The sequence below is a fragment of the Caenispirillum salinarum genome, from assembly GCF_044803115.1.
Classification (GTDB): Bacteria; Pseudomonadota; Alphaproteobacteria; order Rhodospirillales; family Rhodospirillaceae; genus Caenispirillum; species Caenispirillum salinarum_A.
This window is the reverse complement of sequence record NZ_CP085224.1, coordinates 4468610-4481526: the sequence shown is the minus strand read 5'-3', so window position 1 is coordinate 4481526 and position 12917 is coordinate 4468610. Positions and strand designations below refer to the sequence as shown.

Here is a 12917-nt window from a genome sequence, read left to right as displayed (position 1 = left end):
GACGCACCTCATGGCGATTTCCAAGGACCTGCTGGAGGACCTGCGGCACCGCCGCGAAACCGCCCGCCTGGGCGGCGGGGCCGACAAGATCGAGGCGCGCCACGCCCGCGGCCTGCTGGCCGCGCGGGAACGGCTGGAAGCGCTGTTCGCCCGCGATACCTTCCAGGAATTCGGCCTGCACGCGCGCCACCAGACGCGCCATTTCGGCATGGAGAAGAAGGACCTGCCGGGCGATGCGGTGGTCACCGGAATCGGCTTCGTCGACGGCCGCCCCGTCGCCGCCTTCAGCCAGGACTTCACGGTGGCCGGCGGCTCGCTGGGCCGGGTGCACGCCGGCAAGATCTGCGACACCATGGATTATGCCATGCGCGGCGGCATGCCCATCGTCGGCTTCAACGACTCGGGCGGGGCGCGCATCCAGGAAGGCGTGGACAGCCTGTCGGGCTACGGCCAGGTGTTCAACCGCAACGTCCTGGCGTCGGGCGTGGTGCCGCAGATCGCCGTCATCTCGGGCTCCTGCGCCGGCGGCGCGGCATACTCTCCGGCGCTGATGGATTTCATCATCATGACGCGCGGCTCGGGCAACATGTTCATCTGCGGACCGGAGGTCATCCGCGCCGCCACCGGGCAGGTGACCACCATGGACGAGATCGGCTCGGCCATGGCGCACGCCAGCGTGTCGGGCAACATCCATTTCATCGCCGACGACGACATGCACGCCGTGTCCATCGTCCGCGACCTGCTCAGCTACCTGCCCTCCAACAACATGGCGGACCCGCCGCACGACCTGTCGGCGCACATGACGCTTGAGGACGACCCGCAGGTGGACGCCCTGGTGCCCGACGATTCGCGCATGCCCATCGACGTCAAGAAGGTGATCGAGCGCATCGTCGACGGCGGCCGGTTCCTGGAGGTGCAGGGCCTGTTCGCGCCGAACATCGTGTGCTGCTTCGCCCGCGTCGCCGGCATCGTGACGGGCATTGTCGCCAACCAGCCGGCGGTGAAGGCGGGCACGCTGGACATCGACGCCAGCGACAAGGCGGCGCGCTTCATCCGGTTCTGCAACGTCTTCAACATTCCGCTGGTGACGCTGGTGGACGTGCCCGGCTTCCTGCCGGGCGTGACGCAGGAGCGCGGCGGCATCATCCGCCACGGCGCCAAGATGCTGTTCGCCTACGGCGCCTCCACCGTGCCCAAGATCACCGTCATCATGCGCAAGGCCTATGGCGGCGCCTACCTGGCCATGTGCTCGCGCGACATGGGGGCGGACCTGGTCTACGCCTGGCCGGGGTCCGAGATCGCGGTGATGGGCGCGGAAGGCGCCGTCAACATCCTCTACCGCCGCGACCTGAAGGATGCGGACAACGCCGCCGAGCGCCGCAAGGAACTGGCCGACGAATACCGCAAGGAATTCGCCAACCCCTACGTCTCCGCCGGCAAGCTGTTCGTCCACGATGTCATCGAGCCGGCGCGCACCCGCTCGGCCATCGCGCTCGGCCTGCGCAGCCTGCTGTCCAAGCGCGAGACCCGCCCCGCCAAGAAGCACGGGAACATTCCGCTGTGATCTGGGAAGAGCTGGAACTCGTCGGCCTCGGCTTCGGCGTGGTGGTGATGGTGCTGATCGCCCTGTGGGGGACGACGGCCGCCGTCGGACAGGTGTTCATCCGCAACGCCCGCGCCGAGGCCGCCGCCAAGGAACGCGCCGCCCAGGCCGCCCAGGTGCCGCAGACGCGCCCGGCCGGGGCCCCGGCCGACAGCGCCGCCGCCGCGCCCGAGGGCATCCCGCCGCACCACCTGGCCGCCATCGGCGCGGCGGTGGCCGCGGTGATGCCGGGGCGCTACCGCCTGGTGCGCGTGACCATCCCGCCGCACACCATGCCGGCCTGGGTCAACGAGGGCCGCTTCGAGCACATGTCGAGCCACGGCGGCCGCGCCAACGCCGGCTGGGCGCAGGCCGGCCCGCCGCACGTCGACCATCCCATCCACGAGAGCAATCCCCTGCCGTCAGCGGACAGCCAGCAGAAGAGGACGCCATGAGGAAGTTCAGGATCACCGTCGAGGGCACCGCCTACGACGTCACGGTGGAGGAACTGGACGAAGGCGGCAGCGCACCGGCGCCGGCCGCCGCTCCCGCCGCGCCGCCGCCGGCCGCCGCGCAGCCCGTTCCCTCCCGTGCGACGCCGGCGCCGTCGACCACCGCCAGCGCTCCGACGCCGCAGCAGCCGCCGGCCGGCGGGTCCGGCCCCGGCGACGTCGTCAGCCCGCTGGCCGGCACGGTGCAGAAGGTGGACGTCTCCCTCGGCGAATCGGTGACCGAGGGCCAGACGGTCGTCACCCTGGAAGCCATGAAGATGCTCACCACCGTCGTCGCGCCGCGCCCCGGCTCCGTCAAGGAGATCAGGGTGCAGGCCGGCTCCTCCGTCCAGGAAGGCCAGGTGCTGGTGGTGCTCGGCTGACGCCGGGCGACCGCACCGCGTCTTTCTCCCACCGCCACCCCCCTTCGCGCCACCACCCGAGGCGACAGCATGGATACCCTGAGCCAACTGTGGTCCCTGACCGCCTTCCCGCTCGTCACCTGGCAGATGCTGGTGATGTGGGTGGTGATCGGCGTGCTGCTCTATCTGGCGGTTTTCAAGAACTTCGAGCCGCTGCTGCTGGTGCCCATCGCCTTCGGCGCGCTGCTGGCCAACCTGCCGACGCAAGGCATCATCAACCCGCCCGATCCGGCGTCGGAGACGGCGGGCGGGCTGTTCTACTACATCTCCATGGGCGTCCACCTGGAGATCTTCCCGCCGCTCATCTTCCTGGGCGTCGGTGCGCTGACCGACTTCGGCCCGCTGATCGCCAACCCGCGCATGCTCATTCTGGGCGCGGCGGCGCAGTTCGGCGTGTTCGCCACCTTCTTCGGCGCCATCATTCTGGGTTTCTCGCCCGAGCAGGCGGGCGCCATCGGCATCATCGGCGGGGCGGACGGGCCGACGTCCATCTTCCTGTCCAACAAGCTTGCCCCTGAACTGCTGGCCCCCATCGCGGTGGCGGCCTACAGCTACATGGCGCTGGTGCCGCTGATCCAGCCGCCCATCATGCGGGCGCTGACGACCAAGGAGGAGCGCCGCATCCGCATGCGCTCCCTGCGCCCGGTCTCGCGCACCGAAAAGCTGATCTTCGCGTCGACCGTGACCGTGCTGGTGATCCTGCTGGTGCCCGCCGCCGCCGCCCTGATCGGCATGCTGATGCTGGGCAACTTCCTGCGCGAGTGCGGCGTGACCGAACGCCTGAGCAAGGCCGCCCAGAACGAACTCATCAACGTCACCACCATCTTCCTCGGCACCTCGGTCGGCATCACCATGACCGGCGAGCGGTTCCTGCAGATGGAAACCCTGGGCATCCTGGTGCTGGGCATCGTGGCCTTCGGCATCTCCACGGCGTCGGGCGTCATCATGGCCAAGATCATGAACAAGGTCTCCAAGACGCCCATCAACCCGCTGATCGGCTCGGCCGGCGTCTCCGCCGTGCCCATGGCCGCGCGCGTCAGCCAGGTGGAGGGCGCGAAGGCCGACCCGCAGAACTTCCTGCTCATGCACGCGATGGGGCCTAACGTCGCCGGCGTCATCGGCACCGCCGTGGTGGCCGGGTACTTCATCGCCCGGCTGGCGGGGTAGGGCGCGCGGCGCGCGGCCGGTGTCCGGGGCTTGGCGTCCGCCGGGGGAACCGGCATGATCCATCCGGCGTTTAAGGCGACCCGGACAGCAGGGAGGATGCCGCCATGCCCCGTCGCAAGACCGTTTATCTGGCCGGGCCGGAGGTGTTTCTGTCGGACGCCGTGGCCGTGGGCGAGGCCAAGAAGGCCATCTGCGCCCGCCACGGCCTGAGCGGCCTGTTTCCGCTGGACAATGAACTGGATCTGGGCGGCCTGGACCCGCGGGACGCCGGCCGCGCCATCAGCGCCGCCAACGAGGCGCTCATGCGCCGCGCCGACCTGATCATCGCCAACATCACGCCCTTCCGCGGCCCCGGCATGGACCCGGGCACCGCCTTCGAGATCGGCTTCATGCGGGCGCTGGGCCGGCCGGTGTTCTGCTACACGGCCAGCGACCTGCTGCACGCCGAGCGCGCCGTGCGCTGGGCCGGTCCCGCCGTGCAGGAGCGCAAGGGCGAAGGGCTGGAGGACGCAGACGGCCTGCTCATCGAGAGCTTCGGCATGGTCGAGAACCTGATGATCGACGGCGCCGTGGAGGCCTCGGGCGGCATCATCGTCACTCCCGACACCGCCGCCGACCCGCAACTGGACCTGCGCGACCTGACCCTGTTCGAAAGCTGCGTCCGCGCCGCCGCCGCCGCTCACGTCGGCGCCAAGGCGCCGCGCGGGGTGCAGGGCGCGACGGGGTAGGGGCAGGGCGCTACGGGAAGACGGTGGGGAGCGCTTCGCGCTCGGGGCTGCCGCCCCGACCCCCGCTCGGAGGGCGCAGCCCTCCGAACCACCCAGTCCTCAATCAATCTTCCAGGGCTTTTTCCCATCGGGCGCGGCCGCGCGCGATGGGAGGTGTGCGCGCCTTCGGCTCCGCGACCCTATGTCGCCCTTTTCGATCCCGTTTGATCGAACAAGGCTCCAGGCTGGCCTCGCATCGAAAGATCGCGGTAGCGGTTTGTGACCGCTACGGCTTGTTCTGGAATCGAAAACCCCCGCCGACGGTCCGCCGGCGGGGGGTTCCTCAACACGCCACGGCCGTGCTTACGTGGTCACCGGGTCGTGAATTTCCCAATGCTCGGGGCTGCGCTCCAGGCGGGCGATGAGCATCTGCTGGTGCAACTTCATCTCTTTCGGGAGCTTGCCGTCGAACTTGGAGAACAATGCGTCCTCCTCGGTCGCCTCGGCCAGGGCCACGTTCTTGTGGACGGCCATGATCTCGCCGAACTTCTCCTTCGGGAAGTCCAGGCCCTGCCAGTGCAGGTCCTTGTGGAAGGGCTCCCAGCCGATCGGGCTTTCCACCGCGCGCGCCTTGCCGTGGACGCGGTCGACGATCCACTTCAGAACGCGCATGTTCTCGCCGAAGCCCGGCCAGATGAACTTGCCGTTCTCGTCCTTGCGGAACCAGTTGACGCGGAAGATGCGCGGCGGCTCCGGCAGGGCGCGGCCCAGGCTCAGCCAGTGGTCCCAGTAATCGGCCATGTTGTAGCCGCAGAAGGGCAGCATGGCCATGGGATCACGGCGCATGGCCGCCTGTCCGACGGCCGCCGCCGTGGCCTCGGACCCCATGGTGGCGGCCAGGTAGACGCCGTGGCTCCAGTTGAAGGACTGGAAGACCAGCGGGAAGTTCTTGGACACGCGGCCGCCGAAGATGAAGGCGGCGATGGGCACGCCCTTGGGGTTTTCCCACTCGGGGTCGATGGACGGGCACTGGCCGGCCGGCGCGGTGAAGCGGGCGTTGGGGTGCGCCGCCGGGCGGCCGCAGTCCGGCGTCCAGTCCTGGCCCTTCCAGTCGATCAGGTGGGCGGGCGGCTCGTCGGTCATGCCTTCCCACCACACGTCGCCGTCGTCGGTCAGCGCCACGTTGGTGAAGATGGAGTTCTTCGCCAGCGAGTGCATGGCGTTGGGATTGGACTTCATGTTGGTGCCGGGCGCGACGCCGAAGAAGCCGTATTCCGGGTTGATGGCGTGCAGCACGCCCCTTTCGTCGGGCTTGATCCAGGCGATGTCGTCGCCGACGGTGGAGACCTCCCAGCCCTCGAAGCCCTCGGGCGGGATCAGCATGGCGAAGTTGGTCTTGCCGCAGGCCGACGGGAAGGCGGCGGCCACATAGGTGCGCTGGCCCTCGGGGTTCTTCACGCCCAGGATCAGCATGTGCTCGGCCAGCCAGCCCTCGTCGCGCGCCATGACGGAAGCGATGCGCAGGGCGAAGCACTTCTTGCCGAGCAGGGCGTTGCCGCCGTAGCCCGAGCCGAACGACCAGATCTCGCGGCTTTCGGGGAAGTGGACGATGTACTTGTTGTCGGCGTTGCAGGGCCAGGCGACGTCCTTCTGGCCTTCGGCCAGCGGCATGCCGACGGAGTGGATGCAGGGCACGAAGTCGCCGTTCTCGCCCAGAACGTCCAGCACCTTGCGGCCCATGCGGGTCATGATCTTCATGTTGACGGCCACATAGGGGCTGTCGGAAATCTCGACGCCGATGTGCGCGATGTCCGACCCCAGCGGACCCATGCTGAAGGGAATGACGTACATGGTGCGCCCCTTCATGCAGCCGTCGAACAGGCCGTTGAGGGTGGCGCGCATTTCCTTCGGATCGACCCAGTTGTTGGTCGGGCCGGCGTCTTCTTCCTTGTCCGAACAGATGAAGGTGCGGTCTTCAACGCGGGCCACGTCCGCCGGGTCGGAGCGGCAGAGGTAGCTGTTGGGGCGCTTCTCCGGATTCAGGCGGATGAACGTGCCGTGGTCGACCATTTCCTGGCACAGGCGATCGTACTCCTCGTCGGAGCCGTCACACCAATAGACCTGGTCGGGCTTGGCGAGCTTGGCGATCTCGTCAACCCAGGCCAGCAGCTTGGCATTCTTGGTAGGCGCTTCCGTCATAACAAAGGTCTCCATACCGGCAAATTCGCCCGACGCTCTTGAAATAGCGACCATAACCATATGACGGTCCTTGGGCGCCGGGCAACGGGCCATGCGTGATGCTTTCACGACGATAGGTCCGACCGGATACTAAAACCGTATAGGGCGGATATCCGTTGACCTTATGAGCCTCGCCTTTTTCGTCGCTCTTTTCATCCCTGCAGAGAGACATCGTGCAAGAGATCGCGACCGCCCTGCAATCCCTGCCACTTTTGACGCTGGGGGTCCTCGCCAGCCTGATCGCCGGGGCCGCCGCCGGAGTCGGGGCCCTGCCGGTGCTGGTGGTGCGGAGCATTTCCGTCCGCCAGCAGGACATCATGCTGGGCTTTTCCGCCGGTGTCATGCTGGGCGCGACGGCGTTTTCCCTGCTGCTGCCGGGTGTTGAGGCGGGAACCGGCATCTATGGCGGAACGCTGGCCGCGCTGCTGGTGGTGGCGGCGGGCACGCTTCTGGGCGCGGCGGGCCTGTGGGCCATTCACCACTACCTGCCGCACGAACATCTGATGATGGGTGCCCAGCACGTGAAGGACTCGGTGCAGCTCAAGCGCATCTGGCTGTTCATCATCGCCATCACCCTGCACAATTTTCCCGAAGGCCTGGCGGTGGGCGTCGGGTTCGGCGGCGGCGACGTGAAGAACGGCCTGACGCTGACCATCGGCATCTTCCTGCAGAACCTGCCCGAGGGCCTGGTGGTCGCGCTGTCGGTGCTGACGCTGGGCTACAAGCCGCTGGTCGCCGTCGGCGTGGCGCTGGCGACGGGCGCGGTGGAAAGCGTCGGCGGGTTCCTGGGCGCGGGCCTGGTAAGCCTGGCGACCTATGCTCTGCCGTGGGGCCTGGCGCTGGCGGGCGGGGCGATGCTGTTCGTCGTCTCCAACGAGATCATCCCCGAGACCCACCGCAACGGCCACGACACCGCCGCCACCTTCGGTCTGACGGTGGGCTTCGTGCTGATGATGGCATTGGATGTGGGCCTGGGCGCCGTATAGCGGTGCCCAGGGCCGGAGCGTGTGAAGAAATCCGCGAGGGCGGCCGCCCGGCGCCTGAGGGCGTTCAGGGCGAGCCATCGCCCTGAACAGAAGAGAGAGCCGTGTAGCGGCGCCCGCGCCCGCGCCCTCACCCGGCCATCGTGTCGGGGAAGGGGATGACCGTCAGCATGTCGCCGGGCTCCACGCCGGGGCAGTCCTCCTCCAGCTCCGCCAGCGCATGGGCGTTGACCACCGAGGAAATCAGGTGCGAGCCCTGGCCCGTCAGCGTGCGGGCGACCGTGCGGCCGTCCTCGGCGGTTGCAAGCTGGACGCGGATGAATTCACGCCGGCCGCCCTTTTTCTCGAAGCGGAAGTCCGCCGGCACCTGGAAGCGGCGCGGGGCGATGTCCGTCGCGCCGGCCAGGCGCAGGATGATGGGGCGGGCGATCAGCAGGAAGGTGACGATGGTCGCCACCGGGTTGCCCGGCAGGCCCAGGAACACCGTCTCTCCGATCCGCCCCAGCGCCGCCGGCTTGCCGGGCTTGAGACGCAGCCGCCAGAAGGTGATGGCGCCCAGCGCCTCCACCGCGCCGCGCACATGGTCCTCCTCGCCGACCGAGACCCCGCCGGAGGTCACCACCACGTCGTGCTCGGGCGCCGCGCGGGACAGGGCCCCGCGCACCGCCTCGGGGTCGTCGGGCAGGATGCCCAGGTCGGTCACCGCCACCGGAAGGCCCGCCAGCATGCCCTTCAGGGCCTGGCGGTTGGCGTCGTAGATGCAGCCGTGGGGCAGGGGCTCGCCGGGGTCGCGCAGCTCGTCGCCGGTGGAGAAAACGGCCACCCGCAGCGGCGCGCCGACGGGCAGTTCGGCCCGACCGACGGCGGCGGCCATGGCGACGTCCTGCGCCCGCAGCCGCGTGCCGCGCTTCAGTACGACCGTGCCCTCGCGCACGTCCTCGCCGGCGTGGCGGACGTTGACGCCGGTCTTGACCCCGGCGGGCAGGCGCACGCGGGCGCCGTCGTCCAGCACCTCCGCCTCCTCCTGCATGACCACCGCGTCGAAGCCTTCGGGCATGGGGGCGCCGGTGAAGATGCGCACCGCGCCGCCCGGCGCCGGCGTGCCCTCCAGCGGCTGCCCGGCGGCCTGGCGGGCGACCACCGGCAGCGTGGTTTCGGCATCCGCGGCCATGTCGGCGGCGCGCACGGCGTATCCGTCCATGGCGGAGTTGGGCAGGGGCGGCAGCGACACGGCGGCGGTGACGTCGTCGGCCAGCACGCGGCCCAGCGCCGCCCACAGGGGCGCGGTCTCCACCGCCGTCAGCGGCACCAGGTCGCGGTCGATGATCGCCAGCGCCTCGGGCAGCGGCATCAGGCGCGCGCCCGCGCCGCAGCAGTCGTCGATGAGACGGCGGACACCCATGAACAAAACCTCCTTCGGACAATGACTTGGGCCGCGACAGGCCGTTGCCCCAGCATACCCGCGCGACGAAACGGATGACACCGTGGAACGCGAATCGGCGCAAGGCTGTTTCAGGCCTCGGTATTGCCAAACGGTATCTACCCGATCGAGGGGTAAATGCGCCTTGTGGCTTAGGTCTGGGGTTGAAGAAACCGGCACCACGTAAAGCATATGTCCAGGAACCGGATACTTCGAACCAAATCGTGCGCAAGTCGCATCTTATTCGGCTTGAGGGGGAGCCCGAATCGGGCAATGCTTTACTTGCTCTACCCACCTAAGGTTTTGTTCCCGTGATGCAGTCTCACACTTCCTCTCGCCCCATGGGGCCCGTCCAGACCGGAGTCACCGCCACGGTGAAATGGTTCAACGCCACCAAAGGCTTCGGCTTCGTCGCCTTCGCCGATGGTACTCCGGATGCCTTCCTCCACATCTCCGTCGTCGAGCGGGCCGGCATGCGCGACGTGCTGCCGGGCACCACGCTCGTGTGCGATGTCGAGACCGGGCCCAAGGGTCCGCAGGTCTCGGGCATCGACAGCATCGACGCCAGCGCCGCCACCGTCGAGGCCGCCATCCCGGTCAACGAGACGGTCGAGGGCGTGGTGAAGTTCTTCAGCGCCGACAAGGGCTTCGGGTTCGTCACCCCCGACGTCGGCGGGAAGGACGTGTTCGTCGGCATCGGCGCCCTGCAGCGCTCGGGCCTCGACCTGCTGGACAGCGGCCAGCGCGTGCGGATGCAGACCCGCATGGGCAAGAAAGGCCCCATGGCGCAGCAGGTGGAAGTCCTCTGACCCCTTCCACGCGCGACCGGGCGCCGCTGGGCAAGGGGGCGCCCGGTCCGCCGTGCCGATGAATGATACCGGACGACACACGAAACTCGTACACTCGTCGTCCGGCAAGACCGGAGTCCTGACGACGCGAAGCGGACACTGGCCGCCGCGCCTTATGGCGCGTGAGCCTGCTCGCGCCGTGCCCTGAGCCACCCTTCCAGCGGCGTCGCACGTCTGCCGGACGTGGGATTTTCCGGCATAACGTCGACGAAATATCGACGTTTTGTCGACGTTTCCGCCCGCCACCGAAGGCGGACGAGGGCGAAGCACGCCGCCTCGTGAGCGCTGCCGCGCGCGGGGCTGGCCGCCCCGCACCCCGCCCTGCGAGAGCCGCGGGCTCTCGCGCTCTCGGTCTGTCGGGCGTCTGGGTGGTGGCGGCCGTGGAGGCTCGGCCCGACTTCGGGAAAGCTGAAGGGTTCGGGAAGCTGTGCTTCCCGATCAGGGGGATCGGGGGACGGAAGTCCCCCGCGTCGGGTGCTTGAGGTTGCGCGCCGGACGCGCCACACTCCCAGCCCTACCTCTTCCGACCCGAGCCCCCTGCTTGAGCACCTCCACCCGCCGCCGCCGATCCCGCTCCAGGCCCCGCCGCAAGACCTCCCGCCGGCGCGGGGGCGGGCTGCTGTCGCTGGTCTGGCGGCTGCCGCGCTGGGCGCGGTGGCTGGGGGTGATCGTGGCACTGGGGGCGGGCGTGCTGGAGGGCCGCGAAAGCGAATGGTTGCGGCCGGTGGCGGTGCCTTACAGCCGCGACCTCTACGCGCACTGGCTGGACACGGACGGCGACTGCCTGGACACGCGGCAGGAGATATTGGCGCGCGACAGCGTGATCCGCCCGACCTTCTCCGCCGACGGCTGCCGGGTGACGGGCGGCCGGTGGCGGGACCCGTACACGGGGCGGACGTTCACCGACCCGAGCGCGCTGGACGTGGACCACATCGTCCCCCTGTCCGAGGCCCACCGCAGCGGCGCCGACCGCTGGGAACCGGCCCGCCGCGCGGCGTTCGCGAACAACCCCGGCAACCTGATCGCGGTCTCGGCGAGCGCCAACCGCAGCAAGGCCGACGGCGACCCGCTCGCCTGGCTCCCACCCGCCTGGCCCTACCGCTGCGCCTACACGGCGCACTTCGCGGGGACCAAGCAGGACTGGGGCCTTGAGCAGGACCCGCTGGAGCGATGGTTCACGGCGGGGGTGCGGTGGGTTTGTGGGTGATTTTGTAAGGAATTTCGTTTACTGCCCGATTTACCTAAATCCTTCTGGAGGCTCAATTTTGCCCCTATAGCTATCTCCAGTTACCAAACCCCGCGCGATCTCCTTGTAGTTTTGAGCATCATTCTTTCTTTTTTCAGCCCTATTCCTAGTGGCAGCACGAGAAACTGCCTCTGCATGAATACTTAAGTATCCTCTGTCGAGCTTCACAAGAAAATACAGGCGCGAAACGGAAATTGACACTGCAAGAGCGGTTACCGCGCTGAAGCTGCGCTGCATGGAAGGCACCCAAACCAAACAATCATTCGCACATACTTTTGCAAAGAAACCAAAAGCCAAAGGCAATACAGAAACCAAAGCTATGGCAGCAACACCAAAAACAAGAACTACGCACTGGTATTTGAATATCCTGTTCAGAATATTAAGAAATTCATCAAATTCTTCCTCCTTCCTGAAAGCCGCAAGATCAACTGAAGGGAAAGGCCGTGATAGGCGAACTAGTACGGTCGCGCAAAGCAAAGACAAGGCTGTGATAATTTCGCCGCTCAGACGTTCCCAATGCCTTGCCTCCAGAAAATTATAGGCAAAAGCAGCTATAATAGCATGGAGGAGAAGCCAAAGAAAAAACTTTAACCCCTCCCAAAATCTACTTCTTTTTCCATTCTCATTCGGCATCGTCTATCTCATCAGGTATCTTTCCATCTTCCTTAAATTCTTTATATACGTCCAGAAGCTGTTCCTTCGCTGAACTGAGCACTAGAAACGGACTATTATCATCAGCCAGCACGAACCGGCGCTTGGCGCTTAGACGCACGTCATCACCGGTCTGCCTGAAGTTGGAGCCTAGAGCGCGAACCATTCCATGCGGAAAGTCGCTCAGGCCTGTCTTTAGCTGGCGCGCCAAAGCATTCTTAGCGGCAACCGAACCGGAGCCGCGCTTCTTCGAAGTCACGTTAAATCCGACTTCAACCGACAGCGACGCATTGGGATCAGCGCGGCGCAACTCGTCGTATCGCTGGCGGACCTCTTCAATCTCGACCCCGCCTCCCATCACAAGCTGCATTATGTTCCATACTTGTTCCGGTGTCCAGACCCTCCCTTGGCCCACACGGCGCTGTTCGGTGACCTCCCTTTCTTCCGTGCCCCCTTCTGGCTTTTTCTCTTCATCGCCATCATCGACACCAGCCAGTGCGTCCGGATCAACGACTTGCCCGCCGACACTGAACTTACTTCCCTCACCAAGATCACCGCTGATGAGATCTCGACGAAACTCGACTTGAAGTTGAACACCCTGGTTCTCTGACAGGATCGGGCTAGGATGACTAAGAAGCCAAGAGAGGTATGTCTCAAAATGGGTAACGGAAAGAGACGCCTTCTGAATGACGAATAGATGATCCCCGACGGCCAGGGCGTAAGCCACCGCCTTCAGGTAGTTGTTATTACCAGGTGGCGCCATCTCCCGGAGGGGGAATGAACGGCGTGGAGAATCTACTTCAGACTCGATTACACCCTGCGCCTGATTGGGTACAAATTTGCAGATGTTGAATAGTATCGCAGTTTCACCATCATGTGCTTCGGACGCATCGATATCGTTCATGACGGTGACGAGATTGCCATTCTCTAGGCACCGACGCTTGACGTGCTCAACCAGCCGTACTGCCCTCTCGCAAGGGTGCGACAAAGCCGCAGCTAGACCACTAGTGAGAGTATGATTAGGAGGAAAATTTTCCCGATTTAGGCGACGGTATTGTATGTGGAAGGAATCGGTTGGCTGTTCGTTCCTAAGTTTTTCCGCCATCTTGCGCGCTATCCCTCAGTGAATTTCTCGCGCACCGATAATGCCACAACCTTGTTC

General features: G+C 66.4%; 12 protein-coding genes. 8 read left to right on the top strand and 4 right to left on the bottom strand.

Annotated features, from left to right (window positions below; all coding sequences use genetic code 11):
- Positions 1 to 10: 10 nt before the first annotated feature.
- From LG334_RS20705 to LG334_RS20685, 5 genes are all read left to right on the top strand, one after another.
- Positions 11 to 1564, top strand: a complete 1554-nt coding sequence (locus LG334_RS20705; protein ID WP_404381083.1) for an acyl-CoA carboxylase subunit beta — start codon at positions 11 to 13, stop codon at positions 1562 to 1564.
- Positions 1561 to 2037: an OadG family transporter subunit gene (locus LG334_RS20700; protein WP_404381081.1), complete on the top strand. Its 477-nt coding sequence runs from the start codon at positions 1561 to 1563 to the stop codon at positions 2035 to 2037. The genes LG334_RS20705 and LG334_RS20700 overlap by 4 nt, the downstream gene beginning before the upstream one ends.
- Positions 2034 to 2456, top strand: coding sequence for a biotin/lipoyl-containing protein (locus tag LG334_RS20695; RefSeq protein WP_404381079.1), 423 nt, complete (start codon positions 2034 to 2036; stop codon positions 2454 to 2456). The genes LG334_RS20700 and LG334_RS20695 overlap by 4 nt, the downstream gene beginning before the upstream one ends.
- A 69-nt stretch (positions 2457 to 2525) precedes the next feature.
- Positions 2526 to 3662: a sodium ion-translocating decarboxylase subunit beta gene (locus LG334_RS20690; protein ID WP_404381077.1), complete on the top strand. Its 1137-nt coding sequence runs from the start codon at positions 2526 to 2528 to the stop codon at positions 3660 to 3662.
- A gap of 104 nt (positions 3663 to 3766) precedes the next feature.
- Complete coding sequence (locus LG334_RS20685; protein ID WP_404381075.1) at positions 3767 to 4390, top strand: nucleoside 2-deoxyribosyltransferase; 624 nt, start codon at positions 3767 to 3769, stop codon at positions 4388 to 4390.
- A 342-nt stretch (positions 4391 to 4732) separates the two neighbouring features.
- Here the strand turns inward: LG334_RS20685 and LG334_RS20680 are convergent, their stop codons facing one another.
- Entirely contained in the window at positions 4733 to 6568 is a 1836-nt protein-coding gene (locus LG334_RS20680; RefSeq protein WP_404381073.1) for a phosphoenolpyruvate carboxykinase (GTP), read from the bottom strand.
- Between the two features lie 212 nt (positions 6569 to 6780).
- Between LG334_RS20680 and LG334_RS20675 the strand changes: the two genes are divergently transcribed.
- Positions 6781 to 7593, top strand: a complete 813-nt coding sequence (locus LG334_RS20675; RefSeq protein ID WP_404381071.1) for a ZIP family metal transporter — start codon at positions 6781 to 6783, stop codon at positions 7591 to 7593.
- 127 nt (positions 7594 to 7720) lie between these two features.
- On the opposite strand, the gene glp is transcribed toward LG334_RS20675, so the two are convergent.
- On the bottom strand, positions 7721 to 8992 hold the full coding sequence (gene glp / locus LG334_RS20670) for a gephyrin-like molybdotransferase Glp (RefSeq protein WP_404381069.1): 1272 nt from the start codon (positions 8990 to 8992) through the stop codon (positions 7721 to 7723).
- A gap of 392 nt (positions 8993 to 9384) precedes the next feature.
- Between glp and LG334_RS20665 the strand changes: the two genes are divergently transcribed.
- Both LG334_RS20665 and LG334_RS20660 read left to right on the top strand, forming a co-directional pair.
- Positions 9385 to 9819, top strand: a complete 435-nt coding sequence (locus LG334_RS20665) for a cold-shock protein (RefSeq protein ID WP_404381067.1) — start codon at positions 9385 to 9387, stop codon at positions 9817 to 9819.
- Positions 9820 to 10399: 580 nt separating this feature from the next.
- On the top strand, positions 10400 to 11065 hold the full coding sequence (locus LG334_RS20660; protein ID WP_404381065.1) for an HNH endonuclease family protein: 666 nt from the start codon (positions 10400 to 10402) through the stop codon (positions 11063 to 11065).
- Between the two features lie 30 nt (positions 11066 to 11095).
- On the opposite strand, the gene LG334_RS20655 is transcribed toward LG334_RS20660, so the two are convergent.
- Both LG334_RS20655 and LG334_RS20650 read right to left on the bottom strand, forming a co-directional pair.
- Positions 11096 to 11737: a hypothetical protein gene (locus LG334_RS20655; protein ID WP_404381063.1), complete on the bottom strand. Its 642-nt coding sequence runs from the start codon at positions 11735 to 11737 to the stop codon at positions 11096 to 11098.
- Positions 11727 to 12659, bottom strand: coding sequence for a hypothetical protein (locus LG334_RS20650; protein ID WP_404381061.1), 933 nt, complete (start codon positions 12657 to 12659; stop codon positions 11727 to 11729). The genes LG334_RS20655 and LG334_RS20650 overlap by 11 nt, the downstream gene beginning before the upstream one ends.
- Positions 12660 to 12917: the final 258 nt, after the last annotated feature.

What these genes read in the sequence shown, in the direction of transcription:
- glp (WP_404381069.1), bottom strand. Translation starts at nt 8,992, where the DNA reads ATGGGTGTCCGCCGTCTCATCGACGACTGCTGCGGCGCGGGCGCGCGC.
- LG334_RS20680 (WP_404381073.1), bottom strand. Translation starts at nt 6,568, where the DNA reads ATGACGGAAGCGCCTACCAAGAATGCCAAGCTGCTGGCCTGGGTTGAC.
- LG334_RS20705 (WP_404381083.1), top strand. Translation starts at nt 11, where the DNA reads ATGGCGATTTCCAAGGACCTGCTGGAGGACCTGCGGCACCGCCGCGAA.
- LG334_RS20655 (WP_404381063.1), bottom strand. Translation starts at nt 11,737, where the DNA reads ATGCCGAATGAGAATGGAAAAAGAAGTAGATTTTGGGAGGGGTTAAAG.
- LG334_RS20650 (WP_404381061.1), bottom strand. Translation starts at nt 12,659, where the DNA reads ATGAACGATATCGATGCGTCCGAAGCACATGATGGTGAAACTGCGATA.
- LG334_RS20690 (WP_404381077.1), top strand. Translation starts at nt 2,526, where the DNA reads ATGGATACCCTGAGCCAACTGTGGTCCCTGACCGCCTTCCCGCTCGTC.
- LG334_RS20685 (WP_404381075.1), top strand. Translation starts at nt 3,767, where the DNA reads ATGCCCCGTCGCAAGACCGTTTATCTGGCCGGGCCGGAGGTGTTTCTG.
- LG334_RS20695 (WP_404381079.1), top strand. Translation starts at nt 2,034, where the DNA reads ATGAGGAAGTTCAGGATCACCGTCGAGGGCACCGCCTACGACGTCACG.